At 65.5% G+C, this 17628-nt stretch carries 18 protein-coding genes; 8 read left to right on the forward strand and 10 right to left on the reverse strand.

The window, feature by feature from the left end; all coding sequences use genetic code 11:
* Positions 1-16 precede the first annotated feature (16 nt).
* Complete coding sequence (locus AB0O58_RS07360) at positions 17-625, reverse strand: hypothetical protein (RefSeq protein ID WP_027494345.1); 609 nt, start codon at positions 623-625, stop codon at positions 17-19.
* Positions 626-913: 288 nt separating this feature from the next.
* On the opposite strand from AB0O58_RS07360, the gene AB0O58_RS07365 reads away from it, so the two are divergent.
* The 5 genes from AB0O58_RS07365 to rlmB are packed head-to-tail and all read left to right on the forward strand — an operon-like array spanning position 914 to position 4986.
* A complete protein-coding gene (locus AB0O58_RS07365; RefSeq protein ID WP_027494344.1) occupies positions 914-1402 on the forward strand; it encodes a CarD family transcriptional regulator in 489 nt (162 codons plus the stop codon).
* A 35-nt stretch (positions 1403-1437) separates the two neighbouring features.
* A complete protein-coding gene (ispD, locus tag AB0O58_RS07370; RefSeq protein ID WP_032388290.1) occupies positions 1438-2103 on the forward strand; it encodes a 2-C-methyl-D-erythritol 4-phosphate cytidylyltransferase in 666 nt (221 codons plus the stop codon).
* On the forward strand, positions 2100-2564 hold the full coding sequence (gene ispF, locus AB0O58_RS07375; protein ID WP_032400278.1) for a 2-C-methyl-D-erythritol 2,4-cyclodiphosphate synthase: 465 nt from the start codon (positions 2100-2102) through the stop codon (positions 2562-2564). The genes ispD and ispF overlap by 4 nt, the downstream gene beginning before the upstream one ends.
* Before the next feature lie 23 nt (positions 2565-2587).
* Positions 2588-4003 (forward strand): cysteine--tRNA ligase, encoded by a 1416-nt coding sequence (cysS, locus tag AB0O58_RS07380; protein WP_027494341.1) that lies wholly within the window; start codon positions 2588-2590, stop codon positions 4001-4003.
* Positions 4003-4986 (forward strand): 23S rRNA (guanosine(2251)-2'-O)-methyltransferase RlmB, encoded by a 984-nt coding sequence (gene rlmB, locus AB0O58_RS07385; protein ID WP_032373657.1) that lies wholly within the window; start codon positions 4003-4005, stop codon positions 4984-4986. Before cysS ends, rlmB begins: the two co-directional genes overlap by 1 nt.
* Before the next feature lie 75 nt (positions 4987-5061).
* Here the strand turns inward: rlmB and AB0O58_RS07390 are convergent, their stop codons facing one another.
* Genes AB0O58_RS07390 through AB0O58_RS07415 form a run of 6 tightly spaced genes read right to left on the reverse strand, consistent with a single transcriptional unit; the run spans position 5062 to position 10063 of the window.
* Positions 5062-5916 carry a biotin-dependent carboxyltransferase family protein gene (locus tag AB0O58_RS07390; protein ID WP_032373658.1) on the reverse strand — a complete coding sequence of 285 codons (855 nt, stop codon included), beginning with the start codon at positions 5914-5916 and terminating at the stop codon, positions 5062-5064.
* A complete protein-coding gene (locus tag AB0O58_RS07395; protein ID WP_032373659.1) occupies positions 5913-6515 on the reverse strand; it encodes an allophanate hydrolase subunit 1 in 603 nt (200 codons plus the stop codon). Before AB0O58_RS07395 ends, AB0O58_RS07390 begins: the two co-directional genes overlap by 4 nt.
* Entirely contained in the window at positions 6515-7273 is a 759-nt protein-coding gene (locus AB0O58_RS07400) for a 5-oxoprolinase subunit PxpA (RefSeq protein WP_032373660.1), read from the reverse strand. The genes AB0O58_RS07395 and AB0O58_RS07400 overlap by 1 nt, the downstream gene beginning before the upstream one ends.
* Positions 7274-7283: 10 nt before the next feature.
* On the reverse strand, positions 7284-8162 hold the full coding sequence (locus AB0O58_RS07405; RefSeq protein WP_032373661.1) for a metal ABC transporter permease: 879 nt from the start codon (positions 8160-8162) through the stop codon (positions 7284-7286).
* The gene (locus AB0O58_RS07410; RefSeq protein ID WP_027494335.1) at positions 8159-8992 is read right to left on the reverse strand and encodes a metal ABC transporter ATP-binding protein; all 834 of its coding nucleotides are present in this window, start codon (positions 8990-8992) and stop codon (positions 8159-8161) included. Before AB0O58_RS07410 ends, AB0O58_RS07405 begins: the two co-directional genes overlap by 4 nt.
* Before the next feature lie 48 nt (positions 8993-9040).
* A complete protein-coding gene (locus tag AB0O58_RS07415) occupies positions 9041-10063 on the reverse strand; it encodes a zinc ABC transporter substrate-binding protein (protein WP_366238076.1) in 1023 nt (340 codons plus the stop codon).
* 141 nt (positions 10064-10204) lie between these two features.
* Between AB0O58_RS07415 and AB0O58_RS07420 the strand changes: the two genes are divergently transcribed.
* Positions 10205-11311, forward strand: a complete 1107-nt coding sequence (locus AB0O58_RS07420; protein WP_032400282.1) for a LacI family DNA-binding transcriptional regulator — start codon at positions 10205-10207, stop codon at positions 11309-11311.
* Between the two features lie 199 nt (positions 11312-11510).
* Here AB0O58_RS07420 and otsB read toward each other — a convergent pair whose 3' ends face one another.
* The gene (gene otsB / locus AB0O58_RS07425; protein ID WP_205024920.1) at positions 11511-14063 is read right to left on the reverse strand and encodes a trehalose-phosphatase; all 2553 of its coding nucleotides are present in this window, start codon (positions 14061-14063) and stop codon (positions 11511-11513) included.
* Between the two features lie 59 nt (positions 14064-14122).
* Positions 14123-14866 carry an FCD domain-containing protein gene (locus AB0O58_RS07430; protein ID WP_027494331.1) on the reverse strand — a complete coding sequence of 248 codons (744 nt, stop codon included), beginning with the start codon at positions 14864-14866 and terminating at the stop codon, positions 14123-14125.
* Between the two features lie 80 nt (positions 14867-14946).
* Between AB0O58_RS07430 and AB0O58_RS07435 the strand changes: the two genes are divergently transcribed.
* Both AB0O58_RS07435 and AB0O58_RS07440 read left to right on the forward strand, forming a co-directional pair.
* Positions 14947-15507, forward strand: a complete 561-nt coding sequence (locus AB0O58_RS07435) for a gluconokinase (protein ID WP_032364969.1) — start codon at positions 14947-14949, stop codon at positions 15505-15507.
* A gap of 259 nt (positions 15508-15766) precedes the next feature.
* Positions 15767-16069 carry a WhiB family transcriptional regulator gene (locus AB0O58_RS07440; protein ID WP_032364923.1) on the forward strand — a complete coding sequence of 101 codons (303 nt, stop codon included), beginning with the start codon at positions 15767-15769 and terminating at the stop codon, positions 16067-16069.
* Here the strand turns inward: AB0O58_RS07440 and AB0O58_RS07445 are convergent.
* Positions 16042-16623: a GNAT family protein gene (locus AB0O58_RS07445; RefSeq protein WP_052061477.1), complete on the reverse strand. Its 582-nt coding sequence runs from the start codon at positions 16621-16623 to the stop codon at positions 16042-16044. The genes AB0O58_RS07440 and AB0O58_RS07445 overlap by 28 nt on opposite strands.
* Positions 16624-17628 lie beyond the last annotated feature (1005 nt).

A 17628-nucleotide genomic window follows, 5' to 3' on the forward strand; every position in this document is an offset into this window, starting at 1 on the left:
ACCTCGTACGGAGGGGTCAGTGCCCGCCGCTGTGCTCGGAGACTGCCTCTTCGGAGCGCTCGAGTTCGTGACCGGCGTCGACGGGGACGTTGACGACAACATCGCCCGCATTCGCGAACTCGAAGGTGACCGGCAGCGTCAGGCCCGGGCGCACGTTCTCGCTGATGTCGGCCATTTCGACCTTGATGAGCTGGATCGGAAGCAGAGGATCGTCCAGCTGCGTGTCGGCGGGTGATCCGGCACCGAGCGCGGTCAGCGGAGCGATCTCGGTGCTGCCCGGTTCTGCCTCGTCGACGATGGTGACCTGAGCCTCGGGAGAGGAGATCCCGGTCAGCTCGTCCGCCACGGCGGGGTTGGCGTTGATGGCCGTGAAGCCGAGCTCGACGGTGCCGCCGGGCTCGATGCTGTACTCCTCGGAGGAGGGGTACACGACGTGCACGTTGCGAAGCTGAATGTCTCCGACGTCGACGGAATTGCCGTTGACCGCCGCGACCTGAGTGGCCGTCTGCGAGATCTGACCTGCGCCGCAGGCGGTGAGTACGAGGGTGCCACCAGCGAGAAGCGCGAGGGCGGCGGCCGTTCTGCGATGGCGGCCAAGCGGTGTCGCAGCGTCGATTGCAGTCACTTCGGTCGTCCTCCATGTGGTGCCGGGCCGGCTCGGTCCATCTCGTCCACTAGGCAGAGTAGTAGTTCTCGTCCACCGACCGCTCGTGGGGTCCGCCACTGCTCACGATGCGCCAGGTAGGGCAGCCTTCCGCACGGAACGGGGGTGTTACGACCGCGGCCGAAATGTGGCATCGGATACACGTCGAACGGTCTGTGTCAACCCCTGATTCGGCAGCACTGTGCCCCTGACCTGCGCCGTTGATATTGGGCGTGGTATTCTGGATAAATCGAAAGGGGCACTTGTCACATGATTTTCAAGGTCGGAGACACCGTCGTTTACCCCCATCACGGAGCGGCGCTGATCGAAGCGATAGAGACACGCACCATCAAGGGTGAACCGAGAGAGTACTTGGTTCTCAAGGTCGCGCAAGGCGACCTCACCGTTCGAGTCCCCGCGGACAATGCCGAGTACGTCGGCGTTCGCGATGTCGTCGGGCAAGAAGGCCTCGACAAAGTCTTTCAGGTGCTGCGCGCACCGCACACCGAAGAGCCCACCAACTGGTCGCGTCGCTACAAGGCCAACTTGGAGAAGCTGGCTTCCGGTGACGTGAACAAGGTGGCAGAGGTCGTTCGTGATCTCTGGCGTCGCGAACAGGATCGTGGATTGTCGGCAGGCGAGAAGCGGATGCTCGCCAAGGCGCGTCAGATCCTCGTCGGCGAGTTGGCATTGGCCGAGGGAACCGACCAGGCCAAGGCCGACACCATGCTCGACGAAGTTCTCGCCACCGCTTCGTAGAGTGTGCAGCTTCGCAGAATGAGCAGCTTCGTAGCGTGAACGGTACCGCCGGCGACGTTGTCGCCCTGGTACCCGCAGCAGGTAAAGGCCTTCGGCTCGGACACGACGAGCCGAAGGCTTTCGTCTGTCTGGGTACCGACTCTCTTCTCACGCGGTCCGTGGACGGACTGCGTGCCTCGGGTGCCGTCGACCGCATCGTCGTCATCGTGCCCGTCGACTTGCTCGACGCGGCCCGCGGGCTCGTCGGCGACGACGTCATCGTCGTGGCAGGCGGCCGCGAACGCACCGATTCGGTGCGCGCCGGTCTCGCCGTCGTCGGAGACGCTTCGGTCGTGCTCGTCCACGACGCCGCTCGCGCTCTCACCCCGCCCGCGTTGATCGCCCGCGTCGTCGCCGAGGTCCGAGCCGGACGCCCAGCGGTCATCCCGGTGCTGCCCGTCGTCGACACCGTCAAGGAAGTCGACCTCATGGGCGCTGTGGTCGGCACGCCCGATCGCGCGAGTCTGCGTGCGGTCCAGACTCCGCAGGGCTTCGACGCCGACGTCCTGCGTCGCGCCTATGCCGCCGCTACCGACATCTCCACCGACGATGCGGGACTGGTCGAGCGCATCGGCGAGACGGTGCACACCATCGTCGGCGACGCGCTCGCATTCAAGATCACCACTCCGCACGACCTACTACTGGCAGAGGCGCTCCTATGAGAGTCGGCATCGGCACCGACGTCCACCCCATCGCGCCCGGCCGACCCTGCTGGCTGGCCGGACTGCTCTTCGAGGACGCGGACGGTCTCGAGGGCCACTCCGACGGCGACGTCGCCGCGCACGCGCTGTGTGACGCCCTGCTGTCCGCTGCGGGCCTGGGCGATTTGGGGTCGGTCTTCGGCACCGGGCGTCCGGAGTGGGACGGGGTCAGTGGAGCCGCGATGCTGACCGAGGTACGACGGTTGCTCGACGCCGACGGGTTTGCGATAGGCAACGCTGCGGTGCAGATCATCGGTAATAGGCCCAAGATCGGACCGCGTCGCGTCGAGGCGCAGGACGTTCTCTCGGGTGTGCTCGGTGCCCCGGTGTCGGTGTCCGCGACCACCACCGATGGGCTCGGGCTGACCGGTCGCGGCGAAGGAATCGCGGCCGTCGCGACCGCACTTGTCATGACGAGGTAAAACCACCGGTAGCATTGCTGGTCGTGACCCTTCACCTACACGACACCGAGACGAGGGCCCTGCGGGAATTCACCCCCTTGGTCCCTGGCCATGTATCGGTGTACCTGTGTGGGGCAACGGTGCAGGGTGAGCCTCACATCGGCCACGTACGCAGCGGAGTGGCGTTCGACGTCCTGCGCCGCTGGCTGTTGGCACACGACTACGACGTCGCTTTCGTTCGCAACGTGACGGACATCGACGACAAGATCCTGAACAAGGCGCGCGACGCCGGTCGTCCGTGGTGGGAGTGGGCGGCAACGTACGAGCGTTCGTTCACCTGGGCCTACGACCGACTCGGTGTGCTGCCGCCGTCCGCCGAGCCGCGTGCGACGGGCCACATCACTCAGATGGTCCAGATGATCGAGCGGCTGATCGAGCGTGGGCACGCGTATGCCGATTCGTGCGGAGACGTGTACTTCGACGTGCAGAGTTTCCCGAGTTACGGCGCGTTGTCCGGTCACAAGCTCGACGACGTACACCAGGGCGAGAGCGTTGCCGAGGGCAAGCGCGATCCTCGCGACTTCACACTGTGGAAGGGTGCCAAGCCCGGCGAGCCCTCGTGGCCGACGCCGTGGGGCCCAGGCCGTCCCGGCTGGCATCTCGAGTGCTCGGCGATGGCGGAGACGTACCTCGGCGCGGACTTCGACATCCATTGCGGTGGTCTCGATCTCGTGTTCCCGCATCACGAGAACGAGCGAGCCCAATCGATGGCGGCCGGCGACGGCTTCTCGCGCTACTGGCTGCACAACGGTTGGGTGACGATGGGCGGAGAGAAGATGTCCAAGTCTCTCGGCAACGTCCTCTCGGTGCCCAACGTGCTCAAAAAGGTTCGGCCGCAAGAACTTCGGTTCTATCTCGGTGGCGCGCACTATCGCTCGATGCTGGAATACTCCGACACTGCGCTCGAGACCGCGGCGGTGACGTACCGGGGCATCGAAGGGTTCGTCCGGCGAGCCGTCGAACGTGCCGGTGACGTACCGATGGGCAAGTGGACCGCCGGGTTTGCCGCGGCTCTGGACGACGATCTCGGTGTGCCCAAAGCGTTGGCCGAGATTCACGCCACCGTCACCCTCGGCAACACCGCCCTCGAGTCCGGTGATCTACCGGCAGCCGTGGAGCATGCGGGCAGCGTGCGGGCGATGCTCGACATCCTCGGTGTCGACCCCCTCGATCCGCACTGGTCGAGCGACAGTGGTTCGGACGCAGCAGCTCTCGGTGCACTCGGCGTTCTCGTCGAGGCCGAGCTGGAGCGTCGAGCAACGGCGAAGGCGACCAAGGACTGGGCCGTCGCCGACGAGATACGCGATCGACTGGCGCAGGCCGGAGTCGATGTGACAGATACACCCAACGGGCCCGAATGGTCGCTGGGTACGAGCAAGACCGACGAAGCAGGTTTGTGATGGCAGGCAATTCGAGTAGGCGCGGCGCAATCCGCAAGGACGGCACCAAGAAGGGTCAGGTCGCCGGATCCGGAGGCAAGCGTCGTAAGGGCCTCGAGGGCCGCGGCGCAACGCCCCCCGCCTCCGAGCGCACCAAGCATCCGGCAGCGCGTCGGGCCAAGCTCGCCGAGAAGTCCGCGCAGAACCGCGGCGGTACAACCGGAGGACGCGCGGGTGGACGTCCGGCCGGACGCAAGGCCGAAGACGGTCCCGAGGTGGTACTCGGGCGCAACCCGGTCGTCGAGTGCCTGCGTGCAGGCGTGCCCGCCACCGCCCTGTGGGTTGCCGTCGGCACCGACAGCGACGATCGACTCAAGGAAGCCGTGCAGCGCGCAGGCGACGCACGGATCTCCATCCTCGAAGTTCCCCGCTCCGATCTGGACAAGCTCAGCGCCAACGGACTGCACCAGGGCCTGGCCCTGCAGGTGCCGCCGTACCGCTACGCGCACCCCGACGATCTGATCTCGAACGCGCGCACGCACCAGGAACCCGCACTGCTCGTGGCGCTCGACAACATCACCGACCCGCGCAACCTCGGTGCCGTCGTGCGTTCGGTGGCCGCGTTCGGTGGTCACGGCGTCGTGATTCCGCAGCGTCGCAGCGCCAGCGTGTCCGCGGTGGCATGGCGCACCAGCGCCGGTGCCGCAGCCCGACTGCCCATCGCGCGGGCGGTCAATCTGACTCGCACACTGAAGGATTGGCAGTCCAAGGGCGTCACCGTCGTCGGCCTCGACGCAGGCGGCGACACCGACCTCGACACCTTCGATGGTAAGGGACCGGTCGTTATCGTCGTCGGATCCGAGGGCAAGGGCCTCTCGCGTCTGGTCAGCGAGACCTGCGACCACATCCTGTCGATCCCGATGGCCGGGCCGGTGGAATCGCTCAACGCCTCCGTCGCTGCCGGCGTCGTGCTGGCCGACATCGCGCGTCAGCGTCGAGGCTGAACCGCACAGCCCTGCTATCGCTCGAATGGGTGTGTGAGGTCGAGAAAACGGGTGTGAGGTCGTGTGCGGCCGGGATCAACCGATAGCGCGGAACCGTATCTGCGTTCCGGGGGTCAGCTGCGCAGCGGCGGACACATCGGCCGCAGTCACGACGGCGATAACCGGATAACCGCCCGTGACGGGATGGTCGGCGAGAAACAACACCGGCTGTCCCGACGGTGGCACCTGTAGCGCCCCGAGAACCATTCCCTCGCTGGGCAATTCGTCGTCGACCGCGCGGGTCAAGGGCTCCGCGCCGTCGAGCCTGATGCCGACGCGATCCGAATCCTGCGTGACCGTCCACGGCTGCTCCAGCAGAATGGATCGAGCATGCTCGGTGAACCAGTCCTCGCGTGGGCCGAACGTGATGTGCAGTGTCTGCTCGAGCGGGGTCGGTACTACGAAATCCGTTGCAGGCCAATGGTCTGTGGCGTCGCCGACCGGGAGCACCGTCCCGGGGGAGAGCCGAGCGGGCCCGAGGCCCGACATCGTGTCCGTCGATCTGCTGCCGAGAACCGACGGGACGTCGATGCCTCCCCGGACGGCGAGGTAGCTGCGCAGAGCCGATGAGGGCGGCGACAGAGTCAACTCCTGCCCGGCTCGGACCACGAGCGTCGAATGCAGTCCCTGCACGGTGCCGTCCACGCGGCAGATCACGTGCGCTCCGGTGACGGCCATGACGGCGTCGAACTCGGTTCGGACCTGCAGGCCACCGAACGTCACTTCCAGGGTGGCGGCACCGGAGTCGTTGCCCACCAGACGGTTTGCCGCATCGTGTGAACGAAGGTCCGCTGCACCGGATCGTCCGACGCCCACCGCCGCGTGGCCACGTCGTCCACGATCCTGGACGGTGCACAGCGGACCCGTCTGCAGGACGGTCAGGGCCTTCATGTCGACTCGAATCGGACGGTGGTGCCGGGGCTCAGCAGTGCGGGTGGATCGCGGTCGAGGTTCCACAATTGCGCGTCCGTGCGCCCGATGAGCTGCCATCCCCCGGGCGAGGACCGCGGGTAGATGCCGGAGAACTTACCGGCCAGACCCACTGCGCCTGCCGGGACGCTGGTGCGCGGTGAATCCCGCCGCGGCACGTGCAGTCGGGTGTCGGTGCCGACGAGGTAGCCGAAGCCGGGCGCGAAGCCGCCGAACGCGACTGTCCAGGTCTGTTCCGTATGCGCTGCAACCACTTCGGCGACGGACAGGCCCGTCAGGCGGGCGACGTCGTCGAGGTCTGCGCCGTCGTAGGAGACGGGAATCGTGACCGCCTCGGATGCGGCAGTGGGGTCGTCGGCAGCGGGTGTCAGCGCCGCGACCCACTCGAGTATCGGTGCCGGTGCCCCGTCGAAGATCACCAGGACGGTGCGGGCGGCAGGAACCAGATCGACGACCGCGTCCGGCCGTTGGCGGACCATGGAGCGGTGGTACGACATGGTCTCGGGCAGGTCGGAGAACTCGACCAGCAGCGCGTTCTCGCCTGCGGGGAGGAGGCGCATCAGACGAAGGGACTGATGTCGATATCGTTGACGCGCAACAGGTCCCGCACGGCATTCGCCATCGCCACCGCGCCGGGGGAGTCGCCGTGCAAGCAGATCGATTCGGCGCGGACTTCGACCGTCGTGCCGTCCACCGCTTCGACCGTACCGTCGGTGATCATCGTCGATACCCGCTGGGCGACCACCTCGGGATCGCCGAGCACGGCTCCGGGTTCCGTGCGCGAGACCAGTGTTCCCTGTGGGGTGTAGGCGCGATCGGCGAAAGCCTCTGCGACCGTGCGTAACCCGACGCGTTCGGCTTCTTCGAGGAATGCCGAACCGGGGAGCCCGAGAACCGGCAGACGCGGGTCGTAGGCGGCCACTGCCTCGGCGACCGCTTTCGCCTGCTCGCGATGATGCACGATCGCGTTGTACAGCGCCCCGTGTGGTTTGACGTACGCGACGGCCGAACCGGCCACTCGGGCAAGGCCGTCGAGTGCGCCGATCTGATAGACGACGTCGGCGGTGAGATCTGCGGGGGCGACGTCGAGAAAGCGTCGGCCGAATCCGGCGAGGTCGTGATAGCCGACCTGAGCCCCGATCCGCACGCCCGCGTTCGCAGCCGAGCGGCACGTGCGCAGCAGCGTGGTCGGATCACCGGCGTGAAAGCCGCACGCGACGTTGGCACTGGACACCACCGCGAGCATGGCGTCGTCGTCGCCCAGAGTCCACGCACCGTAGCTTTCGCCGAGATCGGCGTTGAGATCGATGGCCGTCACCCTGGACAGTCTAGGCGGCGACGAGCCGTCCGGAATTGGCCTTGCGAGTAGCTCCCACAGCTCGGCAGAGAAGATAGATGACGAACGAGATGGTCGTGACGAAGGTCGAGACCGGGAGGCCCGGGGCGAGCGAGAGCAAGATGCCACCGACAGCGGCGATCTCGGCGAACAGGATGGACAGCAGCGTCGCCTTGAGCGGGCTGGCCGTCACTCGCGCAGCCGCCGCGGCCGGGGTGATGAGCAGCGAGAGCACCAGCAGCGCACCGACGATCTGCACGCCCAGCGCACAGGCAACACCGACGAGTACGGCGAACACGACCGAGAGTGCACGGACGGGCACGCCGCGGGCCAGTGCCACCTCGGGGTCGGTGCTGGCGAACAGCAGTGGACGGTAGACCACGGTGAGCACGATCAGCACCAGAACGGCGCACACCAGTAGAAGCTGGATTCCGCTCTGTCCGACGCCGACGATCTGGCCGATGAGCAACGAGAAGCTGGTTCCGGTTCGGCCCGGGTACAGCCAGATGAACAGCACCGACAGGCCGAGGCCGAACGACATGATGACGCCGATGACCGAGTCGCGGTCGCGGGCCTTGTTGCCGAGCAGGGCGAACATCACCGCGGCGACGACGGATCCGACGATGGCACCGAGCCCGACGGTGATGCCGACGAGCAGCGCAGCGGATGCACCGGTGAGGGAGAGTTCACTCGATCCGTGCACCGCGAAGGCCCACTGTCTGCTGACGATGAGCGGTCCGAGCGCGCCGGCGAGCAATCCGAGAATGGCAGCGGCGATCAACGCCTGCTGAACGAAGTCGTAGCTCAGCAGATTCGCCGTGGTGTCGAAGTCGAGCATCTTCGAGAATGCGTCGAGAACCTTCTCGTTCATGCCTTGTCTTCTCCGTCGTGCGGTACGGGTGGGTGGTGGGCGCCGGCCGAGCCGAGCGCATCGATCGAGTCGCCGGTTCCGACGACGACGAGCCGGCCGCGAACCTTCAGCACCTCGACCTCGGTGCCGTACAGCTCGGACAACACCTCGGTGGTCATGACGTCCTCGGGAGTCCCGATCCGGAACCGGCCGTCGACGATGTAGACGACGCGGTCGACGAGCGGAAGGATCGGGTTGATCTCGTGCGTCACGAACAGCACGGCTGTGTCGTGCTCCCGCCGTCGGCGATCGATAAGGCCGGAGACCAACGATTGGTTGGCGAGGTCGAGGCTGAGCAGGGGCTCGTCGCACAGCAGTACCGACGGATCGCCGACGAGTGCCTGGGCGATCCGCAGTCGCTGTTGTTCACCACCGGACATCGAGCCGACCGGTGCGCCGGCGAAGGAATTGGCGTCGACCTGATCGATGGCGCGCTGCACCGTCTCCTTGCGCTGCCGCATGCCGCGCAGTCCCATGCCCCATTTGTGGCCGTCCCAGCCGAGACCGACGAGATCGCGTCCGCGCAGCGGCAGATCGTCGTCGATGTTGCGTTGCTGGGGGACGTACCCCACGCCCGACTGGCCGCGGCGAACGGGACTGCCGCCGATCGACGCGGTGCCGGACGTGAGGTGGTTCTGACCGAGCAGCACCTTGAGCAACGACGTCTTGCCCGACCCGTTGGGGCCGAGGACGGCGACGAACTCGCCCGCCGCGACGGACAGATCCAGGTTCTGCCAGAGTGTGCGGTCGCCGAAGGCCAGTCCGGCATCGCGCAGTTCTACAGCAGGCATGCGTTACAGCTTTCCATCAGCTGCCCACCGATCGGGAGGCGGATCGGCTCACGGGTTGGTGCTGAGCGCGGCCTGCAGGTCCGTCGCGGCCTTGGTCTGCCACTCGATGAACGTCATCCCGGCGGGCAGAGTTTCGGTGACCTCGACGACGGGGATGCCCGCAGCCTCGCTGGTGGTGCGAATGTCCTGTGTGACAGCGTCTTCGGTCTGAGTGTTGTAGACCAGCGCGCGGACGGACTTGGACGTGAACAGATCCCGCGTCGCGGCGATCGATGCGGGCGACGGGTCGTTGCCCTCCTCGATGGCGTCCTTGAAGTCCTCGGGGGTGCGGTCGTCGAGACCGGACTCCTCGAGGAGGTAGTGCGCGATCGGTTCGGTCTGGGCCACCGGTGCGTTCGGGAACTCGGCGGCGATCCGGTCCGTCACGTCGGTGATGGCGTGGATCTGCTCATGGAACGTTTCGGCGTTGGCGGTGTACTGCGCGGCGTTGTCCGGGTCGAGTTGACCGAGCTTGTCGGCGATCTCCTCGGCGGTGTGCGCTGCGACCTCGGCGTTGTACCAGACGTGTTCGTTGACCTCACCGTGCGAGTGGCCGTCTTCGGTCGCGGGCTCGGTTGCGGACTCGGTTGCTGCCTCGGACGTCGTCTCGGAGTCGTGATCGTGGTCCGCGTCGAGCAACGTGAAGGCATCGACGGACGGCACGTCCTTGCCCTCGGAGCCGAGGATGTCCTCGATGAACTGGTCGTAGCCGCCGCCGTTGTAGACCACCAAGGACGCCTCGGCAACCGCGGCAGCGTCACCGGGGCTCGCCTCGTACGAGTGCGGATCTGCCGACGGGTCGGCGATGATCGACTTCACGGTGGCCAGGTCGCCCGCAACGGCCTCGGCAACGCTGCCCCACACGTTCGTGGACGCGACGATCGTGATCGGACCGTCGACGGGGTTGGCCGGAGCGGACTCGGTGCTCGTCGGCTCGTTCGAGCTGCACGCGGTCAGTGCCAGCGCGGCAGCGCAGGTCAGGCCGATGAGGGCCGAGCTCTTGACCCGAGACGGGCGGTGGAAGGACGACATCGATGTACTCCTGAAGGCAGGGCTTGACGCTAATGGAAACCGTTACCGTTGTACTCTAGCTCTCGGGCGGGCTCGGTATCGAATCGGACGAGCCCAACCTCGATTTTCACTGCAGCGTGGTGTGGGACTAACGTCCCGGTTATGGCCAGGTCAAGCGAACCCCGACGTCAAGCGACGTTGGCGTCGATCGCAGCCGAGCTGAAGGTATCGCGAACCACCGTCTCGAATGCCTACAACCGACCTGATCAACTTTCGCCCGAACTGCGCGAACGCGTTCTCCAGGCAGCCAAACGACGCGGTTACGCAGGCCCGGACCCGGTCGCGCGATCGCTGCGCACCCGCAAAGCCGGAGCCATCGGACTCCTGCTCACAGAAGCCCTCAGCTACTCCTTCCGCGACCCCGCCGCCATGAGCTTCCTCGCCGGTCTCGCCGAATCCTGCGAGGCCGCAGGACAAGGGCTGCTGCTCATCCCCGCCGGAGCCGAACGCGACGACGTCCAAGCCGCAGCCGTCGTCCAACAAGCAGGAGTCGACGGATTCGTCGTCTACTCCGTCGCCGACGACGACCCCTACCTGGCCGCAGTGCGCGAACGACACCTACCGATCGTCGTGTGCGACCAACCCCGCAACATCCCCGAGGCCGCCCTCGTCGCAATCGACGACCGCGTCGCCATGAAAATGCTCGCCGCACATCTGATCTCGCTGGGACACGAACATCTTGCAGTGCTGTGCATGCGGCTCGGACGCGACCGCCGCGATGGCGTCGTACCCCCCGGGCGGCTGGCCGACAGTCACTTCCACGTCCAACGTGAACGGATCGCCGGCGTCCAGGCCGCGATGATCGACGCCGGACTCGACCCCGACACCCTCACCGTCGTCGAACGATTCGACCACACCGTGCGCTCCGGCCACTCCGCCGCAGCCCAGGCACTACAGGCCAACCGCGAGACCACCGCACTGCTCTGCACCACCGACGTCATCGCCATCGGTGCACTCAACTTCGCCAGAGTCTCGGGAATCGATGTGCCGAGCCAACTCTCGGTCACCGGATTCGACGGCATCTCCGACGCCATTCGCGAGAACCTGACCACCGTGCGCCAGGACGCCGAGGAAAAAGGCCGCCGCGCAGGCAAACTGGTGCTCTCGTCCTCGCACTCGGGCATCGTCGCCGCCGAAACCCTCCCGACCGAACTCTTCCGCGGCCGCACCGCAGCACCGCCGCCGGCTCAACCGCCCGCAATCGCCTGACCAGCTGCCCTCGCGCGCTCACTCCAGATTTGCGCCCCATTTGGGATCAATGTGGGTTTCAGTCACTCAGAGTGCAACAAAGCCACATTCATTCAGTGTCGGTTGGAACCCCGTTCGGGATGAATGTGGATTTCAGTCAGTCTGACTGCAACAAAGGCGCATTGATCCCAACTGGGGAGGAGTGAACCGGGGGTGGGGGTCAGACGGGCTGAGCGCTGAGCAATCTCGCGCAACGCAGCAGACCCAGGTGACTGTAGGCCTGGGGGTGGTTGCCGAGCGACCGTTCGGCGATCGGGTCGTATTCCTCACTGAGCAGTCCGGTCGGTCCGGCGGCGCTGACGAGTTGAGCGAACAGAGCCTCGGCCTCGGCGCGTTGGCCCACCAACAGGTATGCCTCGACGAGCCACGCTGCGCACAGGTGGAATCCGCCTTCGCCGCCGGGCAGACCGTCGTCGTGGCGGTAGCGGTAGACCGTCGATCCGCTGCGCAGTTCGGCTTCGGTTGCAGTGACGGTGGCTGCGAAACGCGGGTCCGACGGCTCGATCAGTCCGGACAGGCCGATGTACAGCGTCGCGGCGTCGAGGTCGGTGCCGTCGTATGCGGCGGTGAAGGACTGTACTTCGTCGTTCCAGCCGTTGGCGAGCACTTCTTCTCGGATGGTGTCACGAAGCTCGGTCCAGCTCGATTCTGCTGTGCGACCGAAGGTTTCGGCCAGACCGATGGCGCGGTCCACCGTCGTCCAGCCCATCACCTTCGAGTAGACGTGGTGGCGGGGATTGTCTCGGATTTCCCAGATGCCGTGATCGGGTTCGAACCAGCGTCGCTCGACGGCTTCGACCATCGCGCGGACGAGGTCCCAGTCGTCGTCGGACAGGCCGTTCTCCGACCCCGCGGCTTTGCGGGCGTGTGCGAGGGCGGACACCAATTCGACGATGGGGCCGAAGACGTCGAGCTGAACCTGTTGGTTGGCAGCGTTTCCCACGCGGACCGGACGTGAACCCGCGTAGCCGGGCAGCTCGTCGATGACGGCCTCGGGCGGCAGGCCCAGGCCCCAGATGGTGTAGAGCGGGTGCAGGCGTTCGGGTCCCGACACCGATTCGAGTACCCCGTGAATCCACGAGAGGTAGTTCTCGGCCTCGGCTGTCGATCCGACGTCGACCAGTGCGGTCGCGGTCAATGCTGCGTCGCGCAGCCAGCAGTATCGGTAATCCCAGTTGCGCACTCCACCAATGTCTTCGGGCAGTGACGTGGTGGCGGCGGCCATGATCGAACCGGACTCGGCGTGCACGAGGCCGCGCAAGGTCAGAGCCGATCGCTTCATCAGGTCGCGCTTGAGCGGCGGCAGATTCAGGCCGTCTGCCCAGTCCTTCCAGTACGATTCCGATGCTCGACGCCGTTCGACCTCGGGCCACGGGTGCTCGCTCAGATCGTCTGTGCCGAGCCGCAATTCGAGAACTATCGGCCCGTTCGACGGGTCGACCTCGGCGTGGGCGGACTGCTGGGATCCGTCGGAGACGATGTTCCAGGTGACGCCGGGGCTCCGCAGGACCATCGGGTCCGCGGTGCCGAGGATGCGCAGTCCGTCGACGTCGGGTTCCAGTGATGCCCACGCCTTTCCGAACTCCGGACGCGGCGCGAACGTGACGATGGCCGGTGCCTTGCCGGTGATGACGCGGGTCAGCGCGGTCTGGCCCTGGCCGATGTCGTGCGGGAGGTAGTCGGTGACCTGCAGGCTGGCCCACTTGGTCTGCACGGTCATCGTGCCGTCCACGTACTGCTGGCTCAACGGAAGCGATGCGCGGACGGGTCCGATGCTGAAGTGTCCGGCCTGATCGCCGCCGAGCAGGTGTGCGAACACCGCTGCCGAATCGGGCTCGGGGTGACAGAGCCAGGTGACGTCGGCATCGGGAGTGAGCAGCGCGACGGCGTTGGGGCTGGCCAACATCGTCAGTCGTTCGATGCGCGGGGCGTCGGCTCCGGAGAGCCACTGCCGACGCTCCTCGAGCAGGAACGCCAAGGCCAGTGCCACGTGCTCGGTGCTGTCGATGCGGAACTCGGCGAGAGTATCGCCCGGTCCGATCTTGACCCCGATGTCGGGTCCGTGCAGGTGGCCGAATGCCTTCTCGTCGGTGACGTCGTCGCCGAAAAAGACTGCGGCAGTGGAGGCTTCCTGATGTCTGAGGATATCGAGGGCGACGCCCTTGTCGGTGATGATGACGGCCAGCTCGATGACGGACTTGCCCTCGGTCACTTGGACGCCGTCGCGTGCGGCAGCACCGGAACGCACGGCGGCCAGGGCTTCTTCGCCCGCAGCAGTCTCGGCGTTGCGCACGTGCAGTGCGACGCTGGCCGGCTTGGTTTCGATACTCACGCCCGGATGGGCGTCGGCGATGGCTTGGAGCTCGCCGGTGATGACGGTGAGGAGCTTCTTGGCGTCGTCGTCGATGGCGTTGACGAACCCGGCGTCGAACTCGCTGCCGTGGCTGCCCACGAGCTGCACCTCGGACGGCAATCGCGAGAGGATCGCGAGATCGCGAAGAGCGCGGCCGGAGATGACCGCAGCATTGGTGCCGGCGAGGGAGGCGAGCCCGCGCATGGCGCTGACGGACTCGGGGTGCGGAAAGGCCTTCTGCGGGTCGGAGACGATCGGAGCCATGGTTCCGTCGTAATCGGACGCGACGAGCAAACGCGGAGTCCGAGCGACTCCGACGAGTGCGCGGCGAAGTTCGAGCGGCAATTCGAGAGCAGTCACGCGTCGAATCTAGGCGATGAACCTCGTCTCGGCGTACCTGGCTTCGTGCGCCCGGTGTATCACTGCTGGTCGGGAACCAGACCGGGCGATGGCGTCACACCGGAAGCAGCCGACATCGACCTCGCGGACTTGGTGACGATGGCCAACATCGCTCGCTGGGCGGCGTCGGCGTCACCGGACTGGATGGAGGACGCGACCACTCCGTGCAACCGGATGGCCTCGGGGTCTGCTTGCCGCGACATCAAGGCATGGCGGGTGCGTCCGGCGAGTACCTCGACGACGATGTCCGACATCGACCGCAACATGGGATTGCCCGACGCCTCCAACAGCGTGCGGTGAAAGTTGCAGTCGTGTTCGAGGTAGGCCTCCGAGTCCGCGGAACGCGACGTCGACGACATACCGATAACCGCCGCGGTCAGCGCCCCGCAGTGCTCGGGGGTGGCTCGGTGGGCAGCGAGTTTGGCCGCCAGAGGCTCGATACCCGAGCGCAGTTCGCTGAGCAGCAGAAGCTGCTCGGCGCGGGCAGGACCGGCCAGTTGCCAGCGGATGACCACCGGGTCGAGGGAGTTCCAGTTCTGCGAACCCAGGACCGTGATGCCGACGCGTCGCCGAACGGTGAGCAGGCCCAGTGACTCGAGAACACGAACGACTTCTCGCACCACGGTTCGCGATACGGCGAACCGCACGGCGACGTCGTCGGCCGAGATTCGGGTGCCACTCGGGATCGCGCCACTCACGATGTCGCGCCCGAGCTCGTCGAGCACCGAATCGTGGAGTTGGCGAAAATCATTGGTCTCGGTCATGTCCGATCGATCGTCCCACGGGTTGCCCGGTTTCTCGCGTCTGTCCGATCCCGATGCACCGGATGGAGCAGTATCGAGGCATGGCAGCAGAGAAGACAGGCAGAGCGCACCATCCGGTTCTCGTGGTGATGGGGGTATCCGGATCGGGCAAATCAACCGTGGCAGGCATCCTCGCCGGAGCCTTGAAATGGGACCTCCAAGAGGGCGACGACCTGCACCCGGACGCCAACGTCGCGAAGATGGCGTCGGGTCAGCCCCTGACCGACGAGGACCGATGGCCGTGGCTCGACATCATCGCCGAGTGGATCACCGACCACACCAGCACGGGACGATCGGGAATCGTGACGTGCTCGGCACTCAAACGGTCGTATCGGGACGTACTGAGCGCAGGAGCCAGGGACGGGGCGCCGGTGATCTTCGTGCACCTGGCCGGAACCAAGGACCGAATCAGCGGGCGTCTGAATGCACGGATGGACCACTTCATGCCGTCCTCGCTGCTGGACACCCAGATCTCGACACTGGAACCCCTCGGCGACGACGAGAACGCCATCGTCGTCGACATCGGCCCGCCGCCCACCAAAATCGCCGAACACGTCCTCGTCGAACTCGAAAAACGCGCAGGAATGTCCGAAAGCCACTGAGTGCTGCCTGCCTCTGCCCTCTTGCTCCCCACCCGGGTTCGGATCAATGCGGGATTCAGTCGCTCAGAGTGCGGCAATGGGACATTGATCCACACCCGGGGGCCGAAACAGGGCAGAGGTCCGGGGCGGAGTGTCCGGTAAGTGCATATTCCAAGCAAGCGCGCTTGATTTTAAGTACTACGAATGACCGAAAGGACTTGTAAAAGTACGACGAATGAGAGAAGGTGAGCTTGTTCACTTTTCAGTGAGGAGACAGCTCATGGTGCGAGGCGCACCCGCCAGGCCGGTCCAACTTCCCGTTCCCAATGCAGATGTCTGGGACTGGCAACTCGACGGTCTGTGTCGTGGTCTCGACTCGTCCGTGTTCTTCCATCCCGAGGGGGAGCGAGGCCGTGCCCGCGCCACGCGAGAAAAGACCGCCAAGCAGGTCTGCGGCCGATGCCCGGTGCTCGAGCAATGCCGTCAGCACGCACTCGAAGCGAACGAGCCGTACGGCGTGTGGGGCGGAATGTCTGCACACGATCGCGCAGACTTCTACCGCGGAGCCGTTCGTACCGCTTGATCTTGCTGTACCGGTGCTGCGGAGACTTCGTAGACGATCTCGAGGCCGTCCTCGTCATCCCATTGCTCACCCACTTCGATGAACGCGAAGCTCTCGATGAGGGCCAGCGAGGGCGTGTTGCCCGGGCTGACTGTGGCGCGAACACTACGCACTTCCTTGTGTTGCCGTGCAACGGCGAGAAGGGTTTCTACCGAACGTCTGGCATGGCCTCGTCGACGAAACTCAGGATCGACTCGGTACCCGATCTCCACCATCCCCGTCTCGTCGGGAGCTCCGTGGAAGCCGGCCACGCCGACTGGCATGGCGACGTTTGGGTCGACCATCAGCCGCGTGATCCACGCTGCATCACCGGGGATGTCGATGATCTGCTTGCTTCTCCTCCGCCACAGGCTGCGGCATTCGACCCCGGCGAGATAGGGCGAAACGCGGTGGTGTGATGCGGGAATCGACTGTCCCGTTGCCAAGGCGTGCAGCATCTCCGCGGGAATTGCGTCCAGGCGAAGTCGTGACAGCTGGGGCTGGGGATGACGCCACGGGGCATTGGTCATAGTCATTGACGAGACCTTTCCACTCTTTCCCGCCGATCAGCCTTCTATTCTCGGGTCCACGATGAGGTCGAGCACAACGCCGCTCGAGTCGAAGCCGAAACGGGAGTTGAGCGGCAAGCGATGTGCTTCAGGTTTCAAACTTTCGATACCTTGGCGAACTATTTTGGCTCAGACCCTTGTCTCTTACGTCTGTGCCGTTTTATGTTCGAAGCGTCCAGAAGCACGAAACAACTCATGCTTTTCGAGGAGTAGACATGCAGGTCAGACGAGCTATCGGGGGAGTATTCATCGGGGTTGCCGTTCCCGCGCTGGCCATGGCGGCAGTGCAAATGAGCCTGGGCTGAACCTAGACAGCCGCAACCACAAACGCCCGCTTCCGTCGCCAGGAGCATTCGCCTTCCATTCCACGAAACCGGTTGTGTGGTGGGCAATGACAACGGCGGATGTGTTGGCGGCGGGGTATACAAGCGAGAGGATGCGAGATGGCAGCACCACTGATCAATTCTTCGCAAATTCCTGCCCCGATCAAGGTCGGGTCGCGGATACCCCGGGGCACCTCGATCGATCGCATCATTGCTGCTTTGGAGCCGCTAGGGGGCAAAGTGACGCGTGTGAGCGAGACGTCAGCCCGGATTGACGCCGGCAACATAGCCATTTACCGAATGTTGGGAACATCGCTAGCGCGCGGGCGGCGAAACTTGCCAATTGCCGTCTCGATCGATGTCAGGGACCAAAAGCCCTCAGTTTCAGTGACATTGAGAGACACGATTGCCGTGGTACTCCGTGTGCGGAGTGAGGGTGATGCGGAATGAACGCGTCGCGGAGATCAACGAGCTTCTCAAAGTTGTATGACTTCCGATTCCGCGGTACTGCGAGCTACTGATCTCACAATATCGGCGGCGAATCGCGCACTAGGTGTTCTTCTCGGGGACGTTGTGGACGGTCAGTCGCTCGATGGGTGACTTGCCGCCGATGCCTGTGTGGGGTCGGTGGTGATTGTAGTGATGGATC

This window comes from Rhodococcus sp. NPDC080181 (assembly GCF_040702225.1).
In the GTDB taxonomy this organism is placed as follows: domain Bacteria; phylum Actinomycetota; class Actinomycetes; order Mycobacteriales; family Mycobacteriaceae; genus Rhodococcoides; species Rhodococcoides fascians.

Bases quoted from the DNA above. Each gene is read 5' to 3' on its own strand.
- AB0O58_RS07390 (WP_032373658.1), bottom strand. From the start codon at position 5,916: ATGAAGGCCCTGACCGTCCTGCAGACGGGTCCGCTGTGCACCGTCCAG.
- AB0O58_RS07435 (WP_032364969.1), top strand. From the start codon at position 14,947: ATGGCAGCAGAGAAGACAGGCAGAGCGCACCATCCGGTTCTCGTGGTG.
- AB0O58_RS07395 (WP_032373659.1), bottom strand. From the start codon at position 6,515: ATGCGCCTCCTCCCCGCAGGCGAGAACGCGCTGCTGGTCGAGTTCTCC.
- AB0O58_RS07420 (WP_032400282.1), top strand. From the start codon at position 10,205: ATGGCCAGGTCAAGCGAACCCCGACGTCAAGCGACGTTGGCGTCGATC.
- AB0O58_RS07410 (WP_027494335.1), bottom strand. From the start codon at position 8,992: ATGCCTGCTGTAGAACTGCGCGATGCCGGACTGGCCTTCGGCGACCGC.
- AB0O58_RS07405 (WP_032373661.1), bottom strand. From the start codon at position 8,162: ATGAACGAGAAGGTTCTCGACGCATTCTCGAAGATGCTCGACTTCGAC.
- AB0O58_RS07415 (WP_366238076.1), bottom strand. From the start codon at position 10,063: ATGTCGTCCTTCCACCGCCCGTCTCGGGTCAAGAGCTCGGCCCTCATC.
- ispF (WP_032400278.1), top strand. From the start codon at position 2,100: ATGAGAGTCGGCATCGGCACCGACGTCCACCCCATCGCGCCCGGCCGA.
- AB0O58_RS07445 (WP_052061477.1), bottom strand. From the start codon at position 16,623: ATGACTATGACCAATGCCCCGTGGCGTCATCCCCAGCCCCAGCTGTCA.
- AB0O58_RS07430 (WP_027494331.1), bottom strand. From the start codon at position 14,866: ATGACCGAGACCAATGATTTTCGCCAACTCCACGATTCGGTGCTCGAC.
- AB0O58_RS07365 (WP_027494344.1), top strand. From the start codon at position 914: ATGATTTTCAAGGTCGGAGACACCGTCGTTTACCCCCATCACGGAGCG.
- AB0O58_RS07440 (WP_032364923.1), top strand. From the start codon at position 15,767: ATGGTGCGAGGCGCACCCGCCAGGCCGGTCCAACTTCCCGTTCCCAAT.
- rlmB (WP_032373657.1), top strand. From the start codon at position 4,003: ATGGCAGGCAATTCGAGTAGGCGCGGCGCAATCCGCAAGGACGGCACC.